The sequence below is a fragment of the Pseudomonas sp. C7.1 genome (assembly GCF_056312395.1).
Map to the genome: position 1 here is coordinate 732,219 of NZ_JBWDTL010000003.1, position 24,065 is coordinate 756,283.

Consider the following 24,065-nt stretch of genomic DNA (forward strand, 5'->3'; position numbering starts at 1 on the left):
GCCAGAACCTAGGACAGAACCCTATGAAATTCGGTTTTATTGCCCACCCGACCTCCATTGCCTTGCAGCGCCAGGTGAAGATCATCGACCTGCTGGATCGCACCCTCGTCGAGCAGGACCGCGGCTATCAGGCCGAGCTTTGGCAGCCGCGTAACCTGGTGCCGTTCGCCGACTTCGGGCGCATCGTCAGCGCCAGCGGTGCCACCTGCGAAGGCATCCTGCATTATCTGCCGCTGACCGCCGAACAGATGCTCAGCCAGCCGCGTACCATCGCCGGGCGGGTACTGGAAGGGGTGCAAAGCCTGAAAGAGCAGGGGGCCCAGTTGGTGGGCCTGGGTGGCTTTACCGCGATAGTCGGCAATCGCGGTTTGCAGACCCTGGAACGCAGCGGCGTGGCGGTCACCACCGGGAACTCCCTCACCGCCTATGCCGCCTACAGGAATGTGCTGGAAGCCATGGCGCATTTGGAAGTGGCACCGGCCGATACGGAAGTGGCGGTGGTCGGCTACCCGGGGTCGATTGCTCTGGTGATCGCCAAGCTCTTGGCTCGGGACGGTTGCCGCCTGCGCCTGGTGCATCGCGGCAGTGTCGAACAGGGCCGCGAGAGCCTGGCCTATCTGCCGGCGGAGATGCACAGCCAGGTGCGCCTGACCGCCGATATCGACAGTTGTTATGACGATGTGCGGTTCTACGTTGCCGCCACCTCCAGCGGCGGGGTGATCGATCCGTACCGACTGGCCCCGGGCTCGGTGGTTGTGGATGCAGCCTTGCCGCGAGACGTGTTGCCGTTCAATCACGACCGTAAGGACATCCTGATCATCGACGGCGGCCTGGTTTCTGCCAGCGCAGCCCTGCGCTTCGGCACCGAGACCCTCGGTCTGGCTCCGAAGAAATTTCTCAACGGCTGCCTGGCGGAAACCCTGGTGCTGGCGCTGGAAGGGCGCGCCGAGGCGTTCTCCATTGGCCGCGAACTGCCCGAGGAACGGGTACTGGAGATCGGTCGGATCGCCGAGTCGCATGGTTTCTCGGCCTCACCAATGGCCTCCTATGGCGAGCGCCTGCGCGAGGAAGATTTCCAGGCCCTGCAACGCTTTCATCGCCGTACTCTGGCCGCGACGCCCATCGACTCGCCGGCGGCGTTGCGCGCCGAAGCCTTGCGTTGCTTTGGCGAGCACATCAATCCGGTGCTGCGCGAGTTCTACCAGTTCAACCATATCGAGCGGGTATTCACCCAGGGCAGCGGTTGCTGGCTGACCGACTTGGACGGAGGTCGTTACCTGGATTTTGTCGCCGGTTATGGCTGCCTGAACACCGGGCACAACCACCCGCGGGTCAACCAGGCCTTGCAGGCGTATTTGCAACAGCAGTATCCGACCTTCGTTCAGTACGTGTCGGTGCCGTTGCAAACCAGCCTGCTGGCACAACGTCTCAGCGAGCTGGCACCGGGAAACCTGGAGCGGGTGTTCTTCAGCAACTCCGGCACCGAGGCCGTCGAAGCCGCATTGAAACTGGCCATGGCCGCCATGCAGCGTCCGCGCGTGCTTTACTGCGACAATGGTTATCACGGCAAAACCCTGGGGGCGCTGTCGGTGACCGGCCGCGACAAACACCGCGATCCGTTCAAACCGCTGCTGTCACGCTGCGATTCGATTCCCTACGGCGATCTGGCGGCTTTAGAAGCTGCCTTGGCTCAGGGGGATGTCGGGGCCTTTATCCTTGAGCCGATCCAGGGTGAGGGCGGGGTGATACTGCCGCCTGTGGGCTACCTGAAGCAGGTTCGCGAACTGTGCAGTGCTCACGACTGCCTGATGATCCTCGACGAGATCCAGACCGGACTCGGCCGCACCGGCAAGCTCTTCGCCTGTGAATGGGAAGCGGTGGTGCCGGACATCCTGGTGCTGTCCAAATCCCTTTCCGGCGGGGCTGTGCCGATCGGTGCGACCCTGTCCAGTGCGGCGCTGTGGGATCGCGCCTATGGCAGCATCGACACCTTCGCCCTGCATACCTCGACCTTCGGTGGCGGCAATTTCGCCTCGGCCTCGGCCCTGGCGACCCTGGACGTGATCGTCGACGAAGACCTGGCGGGCAACGCTGCCCGGGTCGGTGGGCAGCTCAAGGAGGCCTTGCGTGAGGCGGTCAGCGCTTACCCGTTTATCCGCGAAGTGCGGGGTGTCGGGCTGATGCTCGCCATCGAGTTCGAATACAGCTTTGACGGTGGCGTCGAGGCCTTCGTACGTGAGTTCGCCAGTCGCATTCCCGGCAACGCCGCAGGCACCTATCGCATGCTCTCGGGCAAGGCCAAGCGGCACATTGAAGAGGCCATCAGTGAGGTGGAGAAGAACTTCGAGGAGATGTTCGTCCTGCGTTTCGTCAGCAAGCTGTCGCGCGAGCATGGGGTGCTGACCTTCGTCACTGCCAACAACAATAGGGTGATGCGCATCCAGCCGCCGTTGGTGCTCAGTGACGCCGAGGCGCGACATTTTGTCGAGGCATTCAGTTCGGTGTGCAAGGACATGTCGACCTTTCTTGCCTGAGCCTATTGGCAGTCTATGTAAGTCCTCGGGAGAGGGCTTGCATCTATTTGCTAGATAGCTACCGGTGATTATTTAAATGCATACATAAACGCGCCTTCTGAATATGAAAATCCAGGCCACACGAATTGATTAACTCAAGGTGTCGCCTGAGAATCAATTGCATCCAGTAACAGGTATTCGTCATGAAACTTCCTGCTCTTGTAGAACCCATTGCCACGCTAAGTAACGAAGAGATAACCCGTTATAGTCGACACTTGTTGATTCCCGATGTCGGCCTCGAAGGCCAGCGTCGCCTGAAGACCAGCAAGGTGCTGGTTATCGGTGCCGGCGGTCTCGGTTCGCCTGCCTTGTTGTACCTGGCGGCAGCCGGCATCGGTACCCTGGGCATCATCGATTTCGATCGGGTGGACGAGTCCAACCTGCAGCGTCAGGTGATTCACCGGGTCGCCACCGTCGGCCAGCTGAAGGTGCAAAGCGCCGCTGCTGCGATCAACGACCTCAACCCCCATGTGCAGGTCAATCTCTACGATCAGCGCCTGGAGCCGGACACTGCGGTGCAGCTGTTCAGTCAGTACGATCTGATCCTCGACGGCACCGATAACTTCGCTACCCGCTACCTCGTCAACGACGCCTGCGTACTCGCCAACAAGCCTTATGTTTGGGGGTCGATCTTCCGCTTCGAGGGGCAGGCGTCGGTGTTCTGGGAAAACGCCCCCGGCGGCGTCGGCCTCAATTACCGCGACCTGTATCCGGAGCCGCCTCCGCCGGAGCTGGCACCTTCCTGTTCGGAGGGGGGCGTGCTGGGAATCCTCTGTGCGTCCATCGGTGCCATCATTGCCACCGAAGCGGTCAAGCTGATCACCGGTATCGGCGAGAGCCTGCTGGGCCGCTTGATGGTCTACGACGCCTTGGAAATGTCCTACCGGCAGATGCCGCTGCGCCGTTCCCCGACACGTCAGCCGGTCACTGCCCTCAGCGACTATCAGGCGTTCTGCGGACTGACTGCGCCCAAGGGTGTGCAGCCGTCGGATATTCCCTCCATCAGCGCCCTGGAACTGCAAGCCCTGCGCGAACGTGGTCAGGATGTGCTGCTGATCGATGTGCGCGAGCGTACCGAGTGGGACATCGTGCGGATCCAGGGCGCTCAACATATTCCAAAAGGAGCGAAGACCGCCGAGCTGATCGAGAGCCGTTTTGGCAAGAACGCTAACCTGGTGCTGCATTGCAAGTCAGGGCTGCGCTCCAGGGCCGTCCTGCTGGAGTTGCAGCAGCGCGGCTTCAGCAATGTGCGCAACCTCGACGGTGGCGTGCTGGCCTGGGTGCGCGACGTCGAGCCGACGTTGCCGAGCTATTGAGAGGCACGGGGCGAGGATGTTGAGAATTCGCGCCGGCCTGCTGGAGGCCATGCTGGAGCAGGCTCGGCGGGATCATCCGCTGGAAACCTGCGGCATCATCGCTGCGCTCATCGGGGGCAGGACCGCCGAACGGCTGATTGCCATGGACAACGCGGCGCGTTCGTCGAGTTTCTTCAGTTTTGCGCCAAAACAGCAGTTGGCGGTCTGGCGTGAACTGGACGAGCGGAACGAAGAGTGCCGGGTGATCTATCACTCCCATACCTCCAGTGTGGCTTATCCCAGCGCGGAAGATGTGCAGTATGCCGGCGATGCTTCGGTGCACTACGTGATTGTTTCAACCTTGCCGGATATTGATGTGGCGGTGCGCAGTTTTCGCATCGTTAAACATAAAGTCACCGAAGAAAGTATCTATGTAGTTCGTTAGTGCTTGATGCCGGTAGGCATAAATACAGATCAATTAATTAATACAGGAGCCTATATAGGCTCAGGGAGTTCTGCATGTCGATTTCCGTCATTGTGCCAACGTTGTTGCGCTCTTTTACTCAAGATCAGAAGCACGTCGAAGTTCAGGGAAGTACGGTTCTTGAAGTAATCGAACAGCTGGAACGGCAATACCCTGGGGTCCAGGAACGCCTGATTGGCGATGGTCAGGTGCATCGATTCGTCAATATCTATGTCAACGATGACGACATCCGTTTTGCCGACAACCTGGCCACCGCCCTCAAGCCTGGTGATGCCATCACCATCCTTCCGGCGGTCGCTGGCGGCTGATTGCCCACCGATGGCTCAGGCCTGCGCGGCGGACCTCAGCCGAGGCCTTCCTCGCAGCGGTATGCAACCACTCTGGCGTATGTCTTATGTCCCGTCTTTTACATGGCTGTAGCCTCAGCGGCTCATTTACTTCTGCTCCTCCCGGGCTCTCCGCGCTGGCTGCATCACTGCGCTACCAGGCGACGACGCTGGGCCTGAGTCCACAGGTCAGCAGCGATGATCCGACTGACGGCGGGCTGAGTTTCAGCCTGCGGCATCCCGATCTCAAACCCTTGCATGGGGTTATTCATGGCTGGCCCGACGGCAGCTCCGTGGGGGTTACCGAACACACCGTGCAGGCCGCCTGCGGGCTGATGTCGGTGCATGGTCGGGCCAGCGGCAAGGTCCAGGGCCTGGGGCTGGACTATGTCTCGACCCTGAGCGCCAGCCTGGCCCTGCAAGGAGGCTTTGCCGCAGCGCTGGGGCAGTTGCGCGGCGGCGACTTCAGTAGGGTTGAGACCTCCATGGCCGCGGCCGGGGTGCTGGGTATCGCCCAGTACCTGGCGGGCGCGACTGCGGTGGGCGAGGCCGAGCGCCTGTTGCCGGGAGCTACCTGTGCGAAGAATCGCCCCCCCTTTGTCTCGGCCGATGGCGTGCATTTCGAACTGGAAACCCTGGATGCCGAGCCCTGGCGTCGTTTCTGGGCTTCGGTGGGCATCGATGGCGAGCAGGCTGGGCAGGGTTGGAAAGCCTTCCTACTGCGCTATGCCAAGGCTGTTGCGCCGATGCCAACGGTGTTCCGCCAGGCCCTGGCGCGCTTATCTATGGCTCGGATCTCTGCGTTGTGCGCCTCGAGTGGAATGGCATTGTGTCCCCTGCGCAGCCTCGCTGAGCGTCGTGCCGACAGCGATTTGCCTGGTCAGTTGGAGCAGGGGCCCTGGTGCTTTGACGCCAGTATTGGGGGCAATAAAACGCTGCCCATGTTGAGTGGCCAGGCACTGCCCTTGAGCGGCCTGAGGGTGATGGAGTCCTGCCGCCGGATCCAGGGGCCACTGGCCGGCCATCTGTTGGCGCTGCTGGGGGCCGAGGTGATTCGCATCGAACTGCCCGGTGGCGACCCGCTGCGCGGCATGCCGCCATGCGTCGATGGGGTGTCTGTGCGCTTTGATGCCCTCAACCGGCACAAGCAGGTGCGCGAACTGGACATCAAATCCGCCGCCGGCCGTGAAGAACTCTATGAGCGTGTGCGTGACGCCGATGTGTTCCTGCACAACTGGGCACCGGGCAAGGCCGCTGAACTGGGGCTGGATCGCGGCGACCTGGCCCGGGTCAACCCGGCGCTGGTGTACGCCTATGCCGGTGGTTGGGGGCATGACCGTTCGGGGGAGGCCTTGCCGGGTACCGATTTCGTGGTGCAAGCCTGGTCCGGGGTTGGCGAGCAGATCGGGCAGGCATCGGCTACTCCGGGCGGTTCGCTGTTCACCGTGCTCGATGTGCTGGGCGGTGTGGTCGCCGCCCAGGGGGTCAGTGCCGCCTTGTTGCACCGTGCCCTCAGCGGCCAGGGCGTGCGGGTCGACAGCTCGTTGCTGGGTGCCGCCAACCTGTTGTGCGTGCGGCAACTGCAAGGGACGGGCAGCGCCGACAGCAGTTTGTTCAAGGGTGTTTATCCAACCCGCTCCGGGTTGCTGGCCATCGACTGCCAGACCTCGGCCCAGTTTCAGCAGCTGGAAGCAATCCTTGCCTGTGATCTGCACGGCGACCCTGAAGGGCGTGACGAGTTGATCCGCAGTGCACTGGCGTCGCAGCCCGCGGCTACCTGGCAGCCGTTGCTGGACGATGCCGCGATACCGGCCACGGTGGCCGTAGAAGACCTGTCGCAGCTGGCTCAAGACAGGCGATTGAAGACGTGTTTAAGCGTGAATGCCTATACCTCGGTCAACGCTCACTGGAGTTTTCGATGAATAACGCAGGCATTATCGATCTGGTCCCCGCCGATGTTCGCAGTGTTTGGGAACGCGACGGCACCTACCCCAACCGTTCGGTCTATCAACTGTTCCGCGAGCATGCTCAGCGCGCTCCGGAGAAACCGGCGGTGCTCTCACCCGAAGGCACCCTCAGCTATGGCGCACTGCATGACGCCGCGCTGCGCATGGCCGCCAGCCTGCGCGCTGCCGGCATTGTCGCCGGCGACGTGGTGGCGTACCAGTTGACCAACAGTTGGCGCAGCTGCGCCATCGATCTGGCCGCCGCAGCCTTGGGCGCTGTGGTCGCGCCGTTTCCACCCGGGCGTGGCAGCCTGGATATCCAGGCCTTGGTGCGCCGTTGCGATGCCCGAGCGGTAATAGTGCCGGCGGAATACGCCGGCATCGACCTGTGCCAGGTCATCGAGGCCCTGCGCCCGACTCTGTTGTCGATGCGGGTGTTGATCGTCGAAGGCAGTGCTCGGAACGGTTGGCTGAGCCTTGAGGACATGCTTCAGGCCGCGCCCTTGAGCGAGGCGCAACTACCCACGGTTTGCCCCAACTCTCCGGTGCGTTTGCTGGTGTCTTCCGGCACTGAGTCCGAGCCCAAGTTGGTGGCTTATTCCCACAACGCCCTGGTGGGCGGGCGCGGACGATTTCTGCAGCGCATTCACCCTGAAGGTGAAACCTTCCGTGGACTCTATCTGGTCCCGCTGGGGTCCTCCTTCGGCTCCACCGCGACTTTTGGCAGCCTGTCCTGGCTGGGCGGTTCGATAGCAGTACTGCCGCAGTTCGACGTCGGTGCAGCGATCGAGGCCATCGAGCAATTGCGCCCGAGCCACATTCTCGGGGTACCGACCATGCTCCAGCGCATCGCCGCCGATGCCCGCCTGACCCAGGTCGACAAATCCAGCCTAAGGGGACTGATCTGCGGCGGTTCGCTGATCGATGAAGTGACGGTACGCCGTTGTGTCGAGGCCTTCGGTTGCGGCTTTATCAGCCTCTACGGTTCGGCGGATGGGGTGAACTGTCACAACACTCTGGACGATGCCCTGGACGTAGTGTTCTACAGCGTCGGCCGGCCGAATCCGGCGGTCTGCGCAATCAAGATCTTCGACGAGCAAGGTAGGGAACTGCCCCAGGGCAGCGTCGGCGAAATCAAGGCACGCGGCCCTTTGAGCCCCATGCAATACGTCAACGCTCCGGAGCTCGATGCCCAGTACCGCGATGCCGAAGGCTGGGTCAACACCGGCGATTTGGGTTATATCGACGCCGACGGCTACCTGATTCTGGCCGGGCGCAAGAAGGACATCATCATTCGTGGTGGTGCCAATATCAGCCCGGTGCAGATCGAGACCCTGGCCACCGGTCACCCGGACGTGGTCAGCGTCGCCTGCGTGGCAGTGCCGGACCCGGACCTCGGGCAGCGGGTGTGCATCTGCGTGACCCTGCGTGACGGCGCGCCACGCTTCTCCCTCAGTGAACTCACCGACTACCTGCGCCAACAGGGTCTGGAGGTCAACAAACTGCCGGAGTACCTGCGCTTCTACCGGCAGTTGCCGTTGACTCCGGCGGGCAAGATCGACAAGAAAGCCCTGGCCGCCGAAGTGGCGTTTCTCGAAAGTGGGGCAGGCGTCGCATGTTGAGCCCACAGCCATGGTCTGCTACCGAGGGCAGCGCCGAACTGGCCCGGCAGGTTCGGCGTTTTGTCGACGAGCGCATCATTCCCCTGGAGGCCGAGCTGGCGGCGGAGCCCCAGCAGGCCGCCAAGCGTATCGCCGAACTCAGCGCCGAGGCGCGTGCCGTCGGGCTATGGGGCAGTTATTACCCCCAGGTGCTCGGCGGGCGCATCGCCAGCCTGCGCGACTATCTGGTGGTAGCCGAACAGGAGGGGCGCTCGGAATATGCCCCCGCAATCTTCGGTGACGATGCCACCCTGGATCTGCATATGCTCAGTCGGCATGCCAGCGCGGACATTCGTCAGCGCTTTCTCGAGCCTTTGGCAGCGGGAGCGCTGGTTTCCAGTTACGGCATGTCCGAGCCCGACAGCATTGGCTCGATTCCGGCGACCCTGAACAGCCACGCCGAGTTGGTTGATGGCCAGTGGCTGTTGAGCGGGCGCAAGTGGTTTATCTGTCGCGCCGAACGCGCGGCCTTGGTCACGGTGATTGCTCGCACCGGTTCCGGCCCCCTGGACAGCGCTCTGTCGATGCTGCTGGTGCCCAGCGATGCGCCGGGGTTTCGAGTCGAGCGGCCGTTGTCGATCCTCGGGCGTTTTAGCGGCCAGGGCGAGCTGTCCTTCGAGCAGGTACGGGTCCCGCCCAGCCATGTGTTGGGCCAGCCGGGACAAGGCCTGGCGCTGATGCAGGAGCGCCTGGGGCTGGGACGGATCCTGCGTTCGGTGCACTGGCTGGGCCTGGCCCAGCGCTGCTTCGATCTGATGGGCGCGCGCATCCATTCGGCCCGCGGCCAGCAGGCGCGGCTGGCGGATAAACAGCTGGTGCGCCAGCGGGTGTTCCGGGTCTACCAGGCCATCGCCAGCGCGCGCGCTCTGCTGCAGGATGCCGCCGGCAAACACGATGCGGGAGTGGCCAATAGCATTGAGGTCAACATCGCCAAGGTCGCCGCGTCCCAGGCCTTGAGCGAGGCGGTGGATTCGGCGATCCAGATCATGGGGGCCGAAGGCCTGAGTGATTTGTCACCGTTGTCGGGGATTTACCGCACTGCGCGCACCACCCATATCCTCGACGGCACCGACGACGCCCTGATCAGCGCGGTGGGCCGGCAGTTGCTGGACAGTTGCGGCGACAGCGGGCTGGATTTCGATCAGCCATCGCTGGCCACGGGAGCGGGCCGATGAGCGCGTATGAAGCCCCGCATGGCGGGTGGTTGCGGCTGGTGCTGACCGCCGCCATGGCCTTGCCGATGCTGATCTTCTACGCCATCGGCAGCCTTGGACCATTGATGGTGGCAGACCTCGGCGTGCCGACCCACTGGCTCGGCTGGCTGATCATGAGCGCCTTTGGCTTTGCCGCGTTGCTGTCGTTGTGGGCCGGGCCGCTGGTCAATTGGCTGGGTACTCGACGGGCTCTGGCGTTGCTGTTCTGGAGCACGGTGGGTGCCTATGGGTTACTCGCCAGCCTGCCGGGATTCTTCGGCGCGGTGCTGGCCCTGGCGGCCTGCGGCATTGCCCAGGCCTTAGCCAACCCAGTGACCAATCTGCTGATTGCCGAGCGCGTGGAGGTTCGGCACAGGGCGGCGGTGGTCGGTTTGAAACAATCGGGTGTGCAGGTATCGGCGTTATTCGCCGGCTTGCTGCTGCCGACCTTGGCCCTGAACTTCGGCTGGCGTGGAGCCCTGGCGAGCCTGCTGCTACCGGCCGTGCTGCTGGCAGTGCTCGGGCCGAGAGTGGCACCCCGGATGCATCAGGGCAATCTCCTTAGTTTTGCCGTTGCCCGCCCCAACGGACGCCTGGCGCTATTGATGGGCGTGCAGCTGTGTGTAGGCATCGTGCTTTCTTCGTTCGTGACCTTTCTCGGGGTGTTCGCCGCTGGGCAGGGCATGCCTGCGACCACGATCGGCGGCCTGATCGCCGGATTTGGGGTCATGGGCATAGTCGCGCGGATCTTCCTCACGTCTCTGGGGGCGCGCATGGCTGAGGAATCCTGGTTGTTGCTGGTGCTATTGCTGTTATCGGGTTTGGTCTTGTGGATGACCTCCCTGGCCACGCCGGACAGGCACTGGCCATTGTGGGCAGGTGCTGTAGGTATGGGCCTGACCGCGGTGGCGACCAATGCTATTGCCATGAGCATGGTGTTGCGTGACCCAGGCTTTGGTGGCCCGGCACCGGCTGCAGGTCTGCTTTCGGTGGGCTTTTTCGGCGGTTTTGCCGTGGGACCACCGCTGTTCGGGCTAGTGCAGAACGGGCCCTGGAGTTTTGCCGAGGCCTGGCTGGCGCTGATTGGCGTTTTGCTGGTGGGGTGCCTGCTGAGTTTATTGCTGTTCTGGCTGCGGCAACGCCACGCAAGAGTGGGTAGTGGGGCGTTTGAGTCGTCGTTGAGGGTGGTCAAATGAGCGCCATCGAAATGCTTGATCGTCCTTTCGATAGCGCTGAGGCAAGACAGGCGATCCTGGCCATCCTCCAGCGCCTGGATCAGATCAACGCTGCCTGTAGCCAGGGCTTTCCGCTGTACTGCACGGGCTCTAACCAGGCCTGGAAGGTTAGCGCCGGTGGCTCATGGCTGGGAGGCTTCTGGGCCGGTCTGTGGTGGTTGCGGGCCCTGCACAGCGGGCGTCGTGAGGACCAGCAACAGGCAATGTGCATTGCTGAGCGACTGCGGGACAAGCTTGGCAGCGCCACTCACCATCGCAGTCTGATTTTCTGGTACGGCGCGGGCCTGGGCAAGCGCCTGCTGGCCAATTCTCAGGCCGCTGAGTTAGCGGCCGAGGCCTCGGCTCACCTGGCGTCCGCTTTTGATCCTCTGTTGGGGTGTATTCCTCTGGGGCGCGATCTGGGCGGCGGCGAACTGGGCGAGCGCAGCCTGAGCGTCGACCCGCTAGCGGCAACCCTGCAATTGTTTGCCTTGGATGCAAACCCACGCCTTCTGGGTTTGGGCCGCCAGCAGTTGCAAACGTCCTTGTACGCCTGTGCCAGTGCGAACGGTGTCTGGAGCAGCAACGCGTATTTTCAGCAGGGGCAATGGCGGACTGGCGATAAACCGGGCGATTGGTCCCGGGGGCAGGCCTGGGCCCTGCTCGGGCTTGGAACTGGCGCGCGCTTGTATGGCGAGCCTTTCAGTACCGATGCGCTGGTGGCCAGCCGCTACTGGCTGAGCAGCCGCGGCTTGTCCGCGCCGGCCAACCGTCTCGGCCAGCCCCTAGGACCGAGTGACCCTTGTTCTGCGGCGGTGGTGGCATTAGCTCTGCAAGGATTGGCCACGGAGGCAGGCGGTGAAGAAGCACGCCAACAGGCGGGCCAACTGCTTGCGGCTGTAGTCCGTAGCGCAGACTTTGAGGATGGCCGCTTTATTGGACATTGCTATCGAACCGTATCCGATGTCGAACAGAAGGTTGAGTCAGCCTGCGGAAGCTTCTTTCTTTTGGCAGCATTGCTGGCCTGGAGGGGGGACCTTGACCCGTGCGCGATTTAAGAGGCGATCTGACGATGGGTCGATCATGGCGTCTACAAAATCTGTTGCAACTCACAGTCCAAGCTGGCCGTTGCCGGGTGGTTAGCAGCTAGGGAAACTCTGAAAAATCCCTTGTTTCGCGAAATTGCTGCCCTGTAACCAGTATGGTTGCTGGGCTGCAATTTCGAGAAAGGACTTTTTCAGACCATCCATAGTGAATTAGTGAAGGCTGGTTGAGGTCTGCTTCAACGCGCGGTGTCGCCACCCGATCGCCTATACTAGACACCTCTGCCCACCGATCGGCGAGCATCAGGCAAGGATGCCGGTCGGATTGGGCAGTACTGCTTTCTACCTATAGTTGCCACTCGTGATAGGTAGGAGTCGCAGAGCTTAATTCATTCAGCGGCTATCGATTTCCGGTCGATTCAAACAATGCAGCTTTTTGTTTCACCAACTCGCTTATCGTCCTGGCTGCTTGCTTAGGGTACGGATCAGGTCTGTCGCCTGATGATTTTTCTCTCACCGTATCTTCAGGTCCAAAAGCGTCCCTTCACTATCTACGTAAGCCTTGTGTCTGGAGTCGTCAAGCTATCTCCTGATTAGGCAGCGATGCATGTTCCTCGACTGGGCTCACCCGCCCGATAAACCGGACCAGTTGTTCGACCGGGTCGCCTTCGCGCCTTATCAAATAGGTGGTTAACATCGCTGGGCTCCCGGCAAGTGGGCGAGCTACTACGTCCGGATTATTGAGTTCGGCGATGCGGGCAAGGCTGGAGAAACCTAGGCCATAACCTGCAGCGACCAGCGCCATCATCAAGTCTAACGTTGGGACCCGGTCAGCGATGGTCAGTCGGGCTTCCACGCTACTTAGCACCTGCTGCAGTTGCTGCCAGAAGCCTTCGCAGACTTGCGGATCGCAGAGCACTAATGGGTAGCGCACTATCTCCTCGAGAGGGACTCGCCGATAACTCAGTAGAGGATGACGTGAAGGTACCGCCACAACCAAAGGATCAAACCAGACCGGCTCGGCCACCAGCCCATCGCCGACCTCATCCGACTGAGCGAAGCCGATATCGAACATGTCATTGTTTAGTCCCCTGACCTGTTCGGTGAACGTGACTTCTGACAAGCAGATATCGACTTCGGGCTCTTCTTCTCGGCACTGGGCGAGCAAGGTTGATAGACGCGCTTGTGGAATGCCATCCGAGAGCGCAACCCGAATACGCCCCTGGTAGCCGGCCGCTGCGCTCTTGACGCTGGCCTTGGCCTGATCGACAACGGCGAATACACGGCGGGCTTCCTCCAACAATACTTTGCCGGCCCACGTCAGGCGTGTGCTACGCGTCGTGCGTTCAAACAGTTGCACTCCTAGGCGGTACTCCAGTTCTTTAATGATTCTGGAGAGGGGCGATTGTTCGATGTGCAGACGCGCGGCCGCACGCGCAAAGTGCAGTTCCTCTGCGACGGCGATGAAACAGCGAAGATGGCGCAGTTCCACTGCCTTCCTCCTTGTAGTGATTTAGTTGTTGAGTTGGGCTTGCACGTTGCTTGTCCAGGTTGGCCGGCGACGTAGATTGATTATCTGCAGTAGGGCGCCGAGGGCCGCCACTGCGCCGGCGCTTGCGGCTAGGGTCCATGTAGGCATCTGCAACAGCAACACGAAACCACCTGCTGCGGCGCCGATAGCGCTACCCAAATAGAGCGCAGACTCATTCAGTGCAATAGCAAGATTGCCGTCACCTTGCGCCTGGCGTGCTTGGATCAGTTCGTTGTTCTGTGGCACTTGAAGTGCCCAGCCGACTGCACCCCACAGAGCGATTGGCAGCATCACCAGCCACGTGCTGATTGCAGCTGACAGCGGCAGCACGAGCAGCGATACACAGAGGATTAGCATGATGGCGAAGGTCAGTGTCGGGCCTTTGATACGGTCCACCAACGGTCCAATCAGAAAGCTGCCCACTACGCCGCCGATACCCCAGACCCAGAGATAAGGCGTGACTGAACTAACAGCGCCGTAGGCTGGGTCAGTCATCAGTGGTGCAATAAAGGTGTACATGCCCAGGCTGGCAATCGCTGCCAGCAGGGATACCAGCAGGATCACCAGCACATGACCATCGCCGAGGATTGCGAGCTTCTCGCTGAGAGAACTTGTTGTGGCAGCGGGTAGCGCTGGTAATTTCAGTAGCAGGCCGAAAAACGCCACTAAGCCGAGGAGAGTGACCAGCCACAGAGCGCCTTGCCAGCCCATCTGCTCCGCGACGAGCAGGCTAAGAGGTACGCCAAGCACCACGCCGCTGGCCATGCCGCCCATGATGATGGCGATGGCTTTGCCTCGGCGTTCAGGTGTGGATACTGCCGCAGAGGCACCAATACCCATGGCCAGATAGACGCCAGCGCCTATGCCAGCAATCGCCCGCCATATCATCAGAACGGTGAAGTCCTCAGCCAATGCGCTGGCAGCGTTGGCGATGACGAATAACCCCAAGGCTAATAAAAGGCCGGTACGTTGGCGGTGCGCTGGAGTCAGTGCAACGAAAATCGGTGAACCCAAGCCGTAGGCGAGGGTGAAAGCGGTGACCAGTTGTGCAGCCACGGCAACGGAAACCGCGAATGAGGCCTCGATCATGGGAATCAGCCCAGCGGTGACGTAAGACGCCATGCCGAGGGCAAAGGCTCCTAGCGCTATCAGGTAAATTGAGGATTGTTTATGTGTGTGCATGCTCAGGCTCGCTTGCGCTCTTGAGGCGCGCTAGTGGTACAGCTGAATGACGCGGCTCTGTAACAGAGCCGCATCTTTTGGGGGTTAAAGCTCGAGGCTGACGTCGTACTCGCTCAGCCAGGTGTTAAGGCCGACCGCCAACTCCATTCCCATGCGCTCATGCATCGGGGAAATGCTGCCAAGTGGTTTGGCCAGGGTCTGCTGGATACGGCTGCTGTCGAGTAGCGCTGTAACGGGCGCATTTCGATCTGCTTGAATGGCGGCTAGTGACTCGCGGAGGGCTTTTTCGTAAGCCGGATCCTGGGTCGATGGGTAGGGGCTTTTGACCCGCTCGCTGATCGACTCGGGCAGCAGGTCGCGAGTCGCAGCCCGCAAAATGCTTTTTTCCCGGTCGTCGAAGGACTTCATTTCCCAAGGGATGTTGAAGGCGTACTCGACTAGGCGGTGATCGCAGAATGGCACTCGCACTTCGAGGCCAACGGCCATGCTCATGCGGTCTTTGCGATCAAGCAGGGTCTGCACGAAGCGCGTTAGGTTGACGTAACTCATCTGGCGCATGCGCTGGTCCACCATGCTTTCGCCGGACAGCGTCGGCGCCTCTGCAAGCGCCTGGGTGTAGCTGTCGCGCAAGAAGCTCTGCATATCCAGTTGGGTCAGCAGGCCTTGATCGAAGAGAGGCTTCCCATCGAAGTACTTGCCAGTGACTGAGGTCAGCCAGGGAAACGTGTCTGCTTGAATGGCTTCGGGGTCATGGAACCAGCGGTAGCCGCCGAACACCTCATCTGCGCTCTCGCCGGACAGGGCCACGGTTGAGTGCTTACGTACCTCTTGGAACAAGCGATAGAGCGAAGGCCACATGTCACCCCAGAACGCTGGTGGCAGATCTAGAGCCCGGACTACCTGCGTACGCAGTTCAGGGTCTGCCAGTTCACTGCTGTCGAGGACAATCTCCTGATGGTTTGAACGGATCATTGCTACCAGGTCGCGAACGTAGGGTGCATCCGGCGTACCTCGAACGGCATCGCCGGTGAAGCCTCCGCCGTGGTCGAGGAAGTCGAGGGAGAAGGAACGAATGTTCTCCTTACCAGCGGCCAGAAGTTTTTTCGAGGCCAGCGCAGTGATAATTGAGGAGTCGAGGCCGCCTGAGAGAAGACTACAAAGCGGCACGTCGGCAACGATCTGGCGGTCGACGATGTCTTCTAGCAGGTCGCGGGTATGGCGAATGGTTTCGTCCAGTGAATGACTGTGGTCCTGCGCCTCTAGTTTCCAGTAGTGGCGGCGGCTCAGGCCTTGGCGGTTAATACGCACGATCTCGCCTGGCATCACCTCATGCATGCCAGCGAATATGGCGTGCCCTGGTGTCTTTACCATTTCCAGAATCTCGCGCAGGCCATCTGCGCGCACCTTGCGTGGCACCAGGGGGTTGGCCAGTAGCGCTTTGGGCTCGGAACCGAATATCACTCCGTCTGCAGTCGGGAAATAGTAGAGCGGCTTAACGCCCATCCTGTCGCGAATCAGCATCAGTTCCTGCGTTCGTAGATCCCAAATGGCGAAGGCATACATGCCGTTAAGTCGTTCAACGAATGCCTCGCCCCATTGCACGTAAGCGCGCAGTACCACCTCGGTATCACTACGGGTCTCGAACAAATGGCCGCACCGCTGTAACTCGGTACGGAGTTCGCGGAAGTTGTAGACCTCACCGCTGTAGGTGATTGCAGCGACCTCTCGTAGACCACCATGCATGGCGGTCATCGGTTGGCGACCGCCCTCTAAGTCGATGATGGATAGGCGCCGATGGCCCAGCCCTACCGGACCATCGATCCACAGCCCACCGGCATCCGGCCCACGCAGCGCCATGGTGTCCGTCATGTGCTGCAGGGTGTCGCGTTGCAGTTCCATCTTCTGGCTGTAAGACAGCCATCCAGCGATTCCACACATAGTTCTCTCCTTGTGAATTGGGTTACCCGAGGCTTTCCAGATCGCTGTCCTCGGCCAGCAGCACGCGCCTGTCGCCATGGACGTACCGCGCAGGTGGTGGGGTTTGAGCATGGGTATCTAGGTCGTTGAGCAGGCGCTGCAACTCCACGGCGGTATTGAGACTGGCGAAGGGCTGCCGTGGTGGCTCTTTGAGCGCCACGGCTCGCACCACCTGCAGGCACAGCCGCGAGAGCTTATGCAGGGTGCCCAGTCCAGGTTCATTGGGTTCGGTAGCGAACTGATGCAGCACTTGCTCCTCACCGTTTGCGCCGCGCGTCCAGATTTGCAGTTGGTCGTGATCCCAGCGCGGTGTGTCGAATACCAGCCGCGCGTGAACGAACTGGGATTCGCGGTCTACGAAGCTGAAGTCCACCGTGCGCTGGCGAACGATGTTCACGAAACTGCTGTAGCCGGTGACGCGCGCCTCTCCCAGGCTCGCCGTGAGTTGCACGGTATCGAGTACCTCGTCGCCAGATATCGAGAAGTCCGAGCGTACGCCAAGTGCGCCATGTAACCTGAGCTGACCGGCGCGTGGACAAACCCAGCTGATCAGATCCAGGGCGTGGATTACTTCGCTGGTTACGCCGCAGGTTGGGCGGTAATCGTTGATGCGGTCCTTGCCCCAGTGGAAGCTCGCGCGCACCAGTAGCCAGTCATGCCGTTCGATCCACTCGCGCAACTGGCGGCTGGCGTCCGAGTAACGCTCCACCAAGTCGAGAGCGAAGCCGCTGACGTTCTTCAAAGCTTCGAACAGCGTTCTGATGTCGTCCTTTGGGGTTACCAAGGGCTTCTCGCAAATCACGAAACCTCGAAAACCAGCCAACTGCTGTAGTACGGGTGCATGGTTGTGGTCGTTGACGCTTACCACGACGATGTCCGGAGTAAAGGTTGTCAGTGCTACGCCGATGTTGTTGAAGTAGGGCAGCTCAGTTGGCTTTTGATTGCGGCCGACATAGGCCAGCGACAACTGCATCCCAGTGCTTGCGGCAATATGCTCGAAGGCGCGGAGATAGCGGTTACCGGCATAACCCAGGCCAATGATCAGTATCTTCATGCCGAGGCCTCCTGACGTATCAGCAGGTGCTCGTCGCTGATTTTAAAGCCAAGGGTCTGATAGAGCGTGCCGGCGGCTTCGGTGCTCTGAAGCACAACTGAGCCAACGCCGCGATTGGCGAACCAGCGCAGCAGGTGCTGCATCAGCATGCGAGCAATACCCAGGTTACGCCATTGCGGCTCGACCACCACCGATTGTACCCATCCGGACAGTCCGTTCAGGCAGCCAGGGGCTGGTGCGCGTTGGTCAATAATGGCGGTCGCGCAGCCCAGCACTTGACCGGATTCCTTGTGCTCAGCGGCGAGGATCTGCACGCAGTCGCTCTCGCTAAGGCGATTGCTCAGCCAGGCGCGGTATGCCGCACGCCAGCGGGTGGAGTCTTCAGGCGTTTTGCTTGAGTAGATGGCGGCAGTGCCATCTAAAAGGTGTGCACGTAACTCCACCAAACTGGCTAGATCCGCCACGGTAGCCGGACGCACAGTGAGTAATGGCTGATCCATCTCAGGCCACCTCCGCGCCGAACACCTGGGACGCAAGTGGTATGGCGAAGTGCTCAAAGGTCTCACGCAGCGAGACGGCAAGGTGCTCAATCCGCGCGTCGCTGTGGTTGGGCGTTGCGTTCACGCGAAAACGCTCGGTACCTACGGGCACCGATGGATAGTTGATCGGCTGCAGATATACGCCGTGGGTGTGCAGCAAGCGTTCGGCGGCGGCTTTGCAGCGCGTTGCGTCGCCCACGAGCACCGGCAATACGTGAGTCTGCGAACAGGGCATGACAGGAATATCGAAGTGCTTGAGGCGCGCGCGCAGCTTAGCTGTCTGCGCATGTAGCAGTTCTCGCTCGGTATTGCTGTCTTTAAGGTGCTCTACGCTAGCCAGGCAGCCAGCAGTAACTGCGGGTGGTAGCGAGGTAGTGAAAATAAATCCGGTGGCAAATGATCGCACCGCATCAACGATCACGCGGGTTGAGGCTATATACCCACCAATAACCCCGATGGCCTTGGCCATGGTGCCCTGGATGATATCCACCTCATCGGCGAGGCCAAGCTTCGCTGCAACACCAGCACCGCGCGGGCCATACATGCCGACAGCGTGCACCTCATCGAGGTAGGTGAGTGCGTTGTAGCACTTTGCGATAGCAATGATTGAGGCAATAGGTGCGATGTCGCCGTCCATTGAATAGATCGATTCGAACACCACGATTTTCGGCTGACCCAACGGGTAGCTGGCGAGGATCTGCGCCAGGTGTTCTACATCGTTATGCCGGAAGATCCTGCGCTCGTTTGGTGTTGAGCGGATACCGTTGACGATTGAGGCGTGGTTCAGTTCGTCGCTCACTACAACGCAGTCGGGGATGCTGCGCAGTAGGCACTGGAGCGTGGCGTCGTTCGAACCGAAGCCAGTCGGGAAAACCAGGGCCGCTTCCTTGTCATGCCAATCGGCCAGGCTGGTTTCGAGCTGGGCGTAGACCTCGTGAGAGCCGCCGATATTGCGCGAGCCTCCGGAACCCGCCCCGTAGGTATCCAGTGCCTCATGCATTTGCTTACACACGCAGGGATGCTGAGACATCCCCAGGTAGTCGTTGCTGCACCACACGACCACAGGTTTCTGATCGCAGCCGTCCAGTTTGGCCAATGGGTACTGGCCACAAATGCGGCTTAGGGTGGTGAAGGTGCGGTATTGGTTGGATGACTTCAATGTCTCCAATTGTTCCCGAAGAAGTGCTTGGTACATCCGTTTATCTCCTTAGCAAGTTGCTGACACGTCGCTGTGTGCTTCCTCATCAAGCAAGAGCTCTGGCTCAAGTATTTGCGGCCAGGTAGGGCTATTCTTCTTCGGATTTAAAAGGGTTACAATTTGAGTGCTTATGCTATTACTAGAGGTAACCAGATGAGCGCTCCGCGCACACTCGAACGCACCCGGGCAGAACTGGCCGAATTCCTGCGTAGTCGCCGCGAGCGAATTTCGCCGGAGGAGGTGGGGTTGCCTGCTGGTAGCCGGCGACGTACGCCAGGCTTGCGCCGCGAGGAGGTAGCAGCTTTGGCGGGGGTTGGGTTGTCCTGGTACACCTGGCTAGAACAAGGGCGGGATATCAGCGTCTCCGCGGCCTTCCTTGATAACCTCTCGAGAACACTCAAGCTGGATGCGACCGAGCGTCGCCATCTGTTCCTGCTGGCGCATCAGCGCCCACCGGCTGAACCCGGCCGAACGTGGTGCGTAGTTCCCCCTGTGATCCATCGCCTGATGGGGGAACTGCCGTTCAGTCCTGCATATGTGATTAATCTGCGTTGGGACGTGCTGGCCTGGAATGCAGCAGCGGATCGGGTGCTCGGTTTCTCTGCGGTACCGGCTGAACGTCGCAACCTGCTTTGGATGCTGTTCACCAGCCCAGCTATGCGCGAATTGTTCGATCCTTGGGATGATCAGGCGCTGCAGATTCTCTCCAGTTTTCGTCGTGACTTTGTCCGGGCGACTCAAAGCCCGGATATCGTTGAGCTGGTTAAGGAGTTGGAGAAGGTCTCACCTGACTTCAAAACGTGGTGGCGGCACCAGGACATTCACGGGCCTTGCCAGGGTATTCGGCATCTGTTTATCAAGCCGGTTGGGCACCTTGTCTTCGACCATACCAACTTGACGATCGACGAAGACCGTCACTTGCGGTTGGTCTATTACGCGCCCAAGCAGGGCAGGCCTGAGAGTCAATTATTCGAGCAGTGGCTGCAGCAGGAGCCGGCGTTGGTGTGAGCGCAGGCAATTATTGGTCAACCTATCGAAGGTCCACGGTGGCGTCCCAGTTGCCAAGATATGCTGTTGCCTTGAATGACCGCCGAAACACTCTGTCCGAGTTTCTGTTCAATCACGGGTTTCCAAGGCACTAGGCTGAAGCCAATACCGTCATCCAGCATTGCGAAGCGACCACTCGCCAACTGCATGCTGCGTCGGTAGATACCGCTGATTCGCTCGCCCTCAACTGCCGGGCGATAGTGCAGTCCCGTCTGAGATGATATGTCGTCTGCCACGGACGACAACTCTCGCACGCGTAGGGTGTTCAGCAGGTTGCGGGCAAGCACGACACGCTTGCCCTGGCGCTTGGCCAAACCCTGCTCAACTAAGTAGTCGGCACGCTGCTTCAGCGCTTCGCCCACTTCCGTGCCAAAACCCCTATCAGCCCAATCTCGATTTCCACCGATCAATTGCTGATCCAGCCATGTCGCGCCTAAAGCACGAACTTGCTGCTCCACAGTGAGCGGTGTACGCAACTCAACGCTGACATTACCAAGGCGACGTGCGTCGTACCGTCTTGCACGTTCGGGCAGGTCGGCAGGAACTTGCCAAGTTCCCTCCGATAGCCGTTCCACTATGCCGGCCCTGCGCAAAGCTTCGAGTCTGCGTACGTGGCGCTCAACAAGTGACTCTGGATCTTTTTCCTGGGAAGTCTGTGACCTGGCCAGCGTGAGGTGAAGATCTGCTCGGTAGAGTCCGCCCACGGCCATTGAGGCTATCGAGCGATCTATAGCGCGAGGCTCGCTTATGCTTCGTATCTCCACCACTGCGCCCATGGGATAGTCGGCCAACTCCGTGCGTGCAGGCAGCGTCACGTAATGAGCCTTGCCGTCGAGACCGTCTACTACCAGATAGCCGCGGTCATGCAGTTCATCCGCAAGCCCCTTAGCCACCACGCAGCCGACCACGTTCGGGTTGCTTCCGCCTGGCTCAAACACCGCCAGATCCCGCTTGGTACCGGCCATGGCACGTTGCATCGTACGCACGATATCACCACGCTCACCCATGGCCCTTAAGGTAACCTCGACGTCGTTGCGCACTGCCCATTCGCCGGAGCGGCCCTCTTGAGCCAGACCCATTTGCTGAAGGTACTGCAGGCGTCCGATCAGTAGCTGCCGACGCGGATGGTCAGCGAGTGTCTTCAGATGCAGCACGCCAGCTTTGTGTTCACGCAGCAGGGTACGATCCAGGCTGGTCCAGCGTTGCTGTTGAACCTCGCGCTGAAGGCCATGCTGGATTTCCAGTTCTGTCTGCGGTCCAAGCCACTCAGTGGCTAGCTCTGCAGCACGATTGCGCATGCCTTCGGTGATGTAGTCGCGAGCGATCACCAGATCTTTACCGGTATCGTCCTTGCCGCGCAGAACGATGTGGGTATGGGGGTTGTCGGTGTTCCAGTGATCAACTGCGACCCACTCAAGCCGAGTGCCTAGGTCCGTTTCCATCCGGCTCATCAGATGACGAATGTAGGTGCGCAAATCGTCGAGCTGTTCGGCATCCTCGGGCGAGACGATAAAGCGAAACTGGTGCCTGTCTTCCCGGCCCCGTTCCTCGAAGGCACCAACGTCGGCCTGGTCTGCCAATGGACCGTAGGCCTTGCCCGGATCGCCATCGCGGCTGACCCCATCGCGTTCGATGTAGCGCAGGTGAGTGAGCGTTGAACGTTTACCAGCCTGGCGCAGGTTCACTAAGCGCGTCTTGATGGTTACACGGCGCGCATTGTGAGGCAGATTTTGCTTACTGAAGCGAGCGGCTACATGCCCGCGGCCGATACCCGCACCGGGTTGGCGACCGGCCTTGCGTGGCTTACTTGCGCCGGCCTTATTTGCTTGGCGCAGAACCTGATTAACGAAGGTTTGGCCGCGCTGCTGTGGCTTGCCCGGCTGGGGCTGAAATAGTTGCTCGCTATCTTTGTGGCTTTCCTTGCTCATGTTGATGGCTCCTCAAAGCTGATCGCAGATGGGGGTATCAAGCACGCGTATGGGCCAGGAGCTGAGAGTGTTCGAAACAGTTCCTGCACCTGATCGTCTAGGCGGTGTGCCGTCTAACCCTCCCGTGCAGACCACCTCCGCGAGCCACGAAGTGCCGCCCCCTTTTATCTTGCCCTCTGCTTTTCCTTTGCTGTGGTTGTTCTGAAGTGGGTAAACAGGGTGTGTTGGGTGCCCAGATGTGGAGCCCATGGCTCAGGTGCAGGGCAGGGGTTTATGCCCCTAGGCGGCGCGCGGCTGGGCAAGCGGAGCACACGAAGTTGACCCGTTGGTTGACGCGGTAAGTGCGGGTTCATGGGGGTGTTACCAGCTTCAATGGCTGCGCTCGACCGATTACTGCGTTGGCCGAAACAGGTCCAAAATAGCGACTGTCGAACGACTCTGGATTGCTGCTGAGCAGGAACAGTTCATCGCTCACTAAGTGGCGGCAGGCTCCCCAGTCTGGAAGCGCGCGACCTTGCTGATCCCGGCGCAATTGCTTGGCCACACGTTGGCCGTCGATCAGTACTTGCTTGCGCTGTATGCACACATGCTGGGGCGCGATAGCGGCTACCGTTTTCAGCAGTGGTACGGTCGATGGCAGGTAGCCGCGCTGCGCTGCTAATGCCGTGGCCTCTGGCGGCAAGCGAACCAGCACTAAGTCGCCAACAGCCAGTAGGCGAGCATCAGCGATGTGGTACCAACCTGCGGGCACGCTGTTGGAAGCGTTGTAGACGAGCAGGGGTGACGAACTGGTGAGTGCAACCCAGGCCAGTGCGAACAGACTGCCGACGCTCAAGGCGATAGGCCACAACGCATGTCGACCAAACGGCGTCATGACGTGACCTCCGGGAACTCCCGTTCCAGGACATCACGCAGCATCTCCGCCATCGTTACACCGCGATCGAATGCAGCGAGCTTGATGCGTGTGCGCAGTGCTGGTGTGACGTCGAGCGTGAGTCGGGCGCTGTAGCGTTCGACTTTGCCGCTGTCTTGGACGGCGCCCTGGCGTATCCAGTTATCGGCCTTTGGATCGGCTAACGGACGAGCACCGATGTCGATGCGCTTGCCGCTCACAGCGACCACCGCAGCAGTTCGTCTACAAGGTTACTGATCTCGCGCGCTGCAGCACTGGCTGGTGCTAACTCACGTGCCAAGCGACCGGCAGCAACGCTTTCAGCGAAGACGATACGTTGGCGTACCTCCGACTGCAGAGCTGGCAGCGGTTGTTCAGCCAAGGCGCTGCGTGCCTCCCGACCAATCACCGTAGTGCTAACGCGACGGTTGATGGCAAACGCGGCGCGCAGCATGGGCCGGAACACCTGCGCCTCGCGGATCAGGTTGACCATTTCTGCGCTTGCCCACAGGTCGTAAGGGCTAGGCTGTACAGGGATCAAAACGCGGTCGGCTGCAAGTAACGCCGAGCGGGCGAGGGCGGCAATACGCGGTGGTCCATCGATGATCACGTGATCGGCCCGGCGAGCCAGTTCAGGGGCTTCCTGATGCAGCGTCTCGCGTGCCAGGCCGACGGCGCTGAATAGCCTAGGTAAACCTTGTTGGCTGCGTCTTTGCGTCCAGTCCAGTGCCGAGCCCTGTGGGTCAGCATCAAGCAGGATAACGTTATTGCCACGTAGGGCCAGTTCGCCTGCGATATGGGTGGCGAGCGTGGTCTTACCAACCCCGCCTTTCTGGTTGAGTAGAGCGACGATCATGGTCGGATCTCCCCGGCCAGATAGGGCCGATTTTCACCTGTCCACAGTCGAGTGTTTTCCCAATAACAAGTTAGAGCTTTTAAGTTAGTTAAGTTAAGGGATGCTGCAGGCCACGCTGGGCGTGGC

The 24,065-nt window shown here is 60.5% G+C and carries 20 protein-coding genes; 10 read left to right on the plus strand and 10 right to left on the minus strand.

Annotated features, from left to right (window positions below):
• The first annotated feature begins 23 nt into the window (after positions 1-23).
• The 9 genes from pigE to AC0T4W_RS06745 all read left to right on the plus strand — a co-directional run bounded on the left by pigE (position 24) and on the right by AC0T4W_RS06745 (position 11,750).
• Positions 24-2,534 (plus strand): prodigiosin MAP biosynthesis aminotransferase PigE, encoded by a 2,511-nt coding sequence (pigE, locus tag AC0T4W_RS06705; RefSeq protein ID WP_476317735.1) that lies wholly within the window; start codon positions 24-26, stop codon positions 2,532-2,534.
• A gap of 182 nt (positions 2,535-2,716) precedes the next feature.
• A complete protein-coding gene (moeB, locus tag AC0T4W_RS06710; protein WP_476317738.1) occupies positions 2,717-3,889 on the plus strand; it encodes a molybdopterin-synthase adenylyltransferase MoeB in 1,173 nt (390 codons plus the stop codon).
• A gap of 16 nt (positions 3,890-3,905) precedes the next feature.
• Entirely contained in the window at positions 3,906-4,313 is a 408-nt protein-coding gene (locus tag AC0T4W_RS06715; protein ID WP_476317741.1) for a M67 family metallopeptidase, read from the plus strand.
• 74 nt (positions 4,314-4,387) lie between these two features.
• Positions 4,388-4,660, plus strand: coding sequence for a MoaD family protein (locus AC0T4W_RS06720; RefSeq protein ID WP_476317744.1), 273 nt, complete (start codon positions 4,388-4,390; stop codon positions 4,658-4,660).
• 86 nt (positions 4,661-4,746) lie between these two features.
• Positions 4,747-6,600: a CoA transferase gene (locus AC0T4W_RS06725; RefSeq protein ID WP_476317747.1), complete on the plus strand. Its 1,854-nt coding sequence runs from the start codon at positions 4,747-4,749 to the stop codon at positions 6,598-6,600.
• Positions 6,597-8,246, plus strand: coding sequence for a class I adenylate-forming enzyme family protein (locus AC0T4W_RS06730; RefSeq protein WP_476317750.1), 1,650 nt, complete (start codon positions 6,597-6,599; stop codon positions 8,244-8,246). Before AC0T4W_RS06725 ends, AC0T4W_RS06730 begins: the two co-directional genes overlap by 4 nt.
• Positions 8,240-9,460: an acyl-CoA dehydrogenase family protein gene (locus tag AC0T4W_RS06735; RefSeq protein WP_476317753.1), complete on the plus strand. Its 1,221-nt coding sequence runs from the start codon at positions 8,240-8,242 to the stop codon at positions 9,458-9,460. The genes AC0T4W_RS06730 and AC0T4W_RS06735 overlap by 7 nt, the downstream gene beginning before the upstream one ends.
• Entirely contained in the window at positions 9,457-10,674 is a 1,218-nt protein-coding gene (locus AC0T4W_RS06740; RefSeq protein ID WP_476317756.1) for an MFS transporter, read from the plus strand. The genes AC0T4W_RS06735 and AC0T4W_RS06740 overlap by 4 nt, the downstream gene beginning before the upstream one ends.
• Positions 10,671-11,750 carry a glucuronyl hydrolase gene (locus AC0T4W_RS06745; protein WP_476317759.1) on the plus strand — a complete coding sequence of 360 codons (1,080 nt, stop codon included), beginning with the start codon at positions 10,671-10,673 and terminating at the stop codon, positions 11,748-11,750. The genes AC0T4W_RS06740 and AC0T4W_RS06745 overlap by 4 nt, the downstream gene beginning before the upstream one ends.
• 562 nt (positions 11,751-12,312) lie before the next feature.
• Here AC0T4W_RS06745 and AC0T4W_RS06750 read toward each other — a convergent pair.
• From AC0T4W_RS06750 to hemA, 6 genes are all read right to left on the minus strand, one after another.
• Positions 12,313-13,227, minus strand: a complete 915-nt coding sequence (locus tag AC0T4W_RS06750) for a LysR family transcriptional regulator (RefSeq protein WP_476317762.1) — start codon at positions 13,225-13,227, stop codon at positions 12,313-12,315.
• A gap of 21 nt (positions 13,228-13,248) precedes the next feature.
• The gene (locus tag AC0T4W_RS06755; RefSeq protein ID WP_476317765.1) at positions 13,249-14,448 is read right to left on the minus strand and encodes an MFS transporter; all 1,200 of its coding nucleotides are present in this window, start codon (positions 14,446-14,448) and stop codon (positions 13,249-13,251) included.
• Positions 14,449-14,532: 84 nt separating this feature from the next.
• The gene (gene asnB / locus AC0T4W_RS06760; RefSeq protein ID WP_476317768.1) at positions 14,533-16,386 is read right to left on the minus strand and encodes an asparagine synthase (glutamine-hydrolyzing); all 1,854 of its coding nucleotides are present in this window, start codon (positions 16,384-16,386) and stop codon (positions 14,533-14,535) included.
• A 22-nt stretch (positions 16,387-16,408) separates the two neighbouring features.
• Entirely contained in the window at positions 16,409-17,479 is a 1,071-nt protein-coding gene (locus tag AC0T4W_RS06765; protein ID WP_476317770.1) for a Gfo/Idh/MocA family oxidoreductase, read from the minus strand.
• Complete coding sequence (locus AC0T4W_RS06770) at positions 17,476-17,979, minus strand: N-acetyltransferase family protein (protein WP_476317773.1); 504 nt, start codon at positions 17,977-17,979, stop codon at positions 17,476-17,478. The genes AC0T4W_RS06765 and AC0T4W_RS06770 overlap by 4 nt, the downstream gene beginning before the upstream one ends.
• Position 17,980: 1 nt before the next feature.
• Positions 17,981-19,213, minus strand: coding sequence for a 5-aminolevulinate synthase (gene hemA / locus AC0T4W_RS06775; protein ID WP_476317776.1), 1,233 nt, complete (start codon positions 19,211-19,213; stop codon positions 17,981-17,983).
• Positions 19,214-19,369: 156 nt separating this feature from the next.
• Between hemA and AC0T4W_RS06780 the strand changes: the two genes are divergently transcribed.
• The gene (locus tag AC0T4W_RS06780) at positions 19,370-20,224 is read left to right on the plus strand and encodes a helix-turn-helix transcriptional regulator (RefSeq protein ID WP_476317779.1); all 855 of its coding nucleotides are present in this window, start codon (positions 19,370-19,372) and stop codon (positions 20,222-20,224) included.
• A gap of 17 nt (positions 20,225-20,241) precedes the next feature.
• On the opposite strand, the gene AC0T4W_RS06785 is transcribed toward AC0T4W_RS06780, so the two are convergent.
• The 4 genes from AC0T4W_RS06785 to parA all read right to left on the minus strand — a co-directional run bounded on the left by AC0T4W_RS06785 (position 20,242) and on the right by parA (position 23,939).
• Positions 20,242-22,191, minus strand: coding sequence for a DUF3363 domain-containing protein (locus tag AC0T4W_RS06785; protein WP_476317782.1), 1,950 nt, complete (start codon positions 22,189-22,191; stop codon positions 20,242-20,244).
• A 349-nt stretch (positions 22,192-22,540) separates the two neighbouring features.
• Positions 22,541-23,065, minus strand: a complete 525-nt coding sequence (locus tag AC0T4W_RS06790) for a S26 family signal peptidase (protein WP_476317785.1) — start codon at positions 23,063-23,065, stop codon at positions 22,541-22,543.
• Positions 23,062-23,304 carry a hypothetical protein gene (locus AC0T4W_RS06795; protein ID WP_476317788.1) on the minus strand — a complete coding sequence of 81 codons (243 nt, stop codon included), beginning with the start codon at positions 23,302-23,304 and terminating at the stop codon, positions 23,062-23,064. The genes AC0T4W_RS06790 and AC0T4W_RS06795 overlap by 4 nt, the downstream gene beginning before the upstream one ends.
• Positions 23,301-23,939: a ParA family partition ATPase gene (gene parA, locus AC0T4W_RS06800; RefSeq protein ID WP_476317791.1), complete on the minus strand. Its 639-nt coding sequence runs from the start codon at positions 23,937-23,939 to the stop codon at positions 23,301-23,303. Before parA ends, AC0T4W_RS06795 begins: the two co-directional genes overlap by 4 nt.
• Positions 23,940-24,065 lie beyond the last annotated feature (126 nt).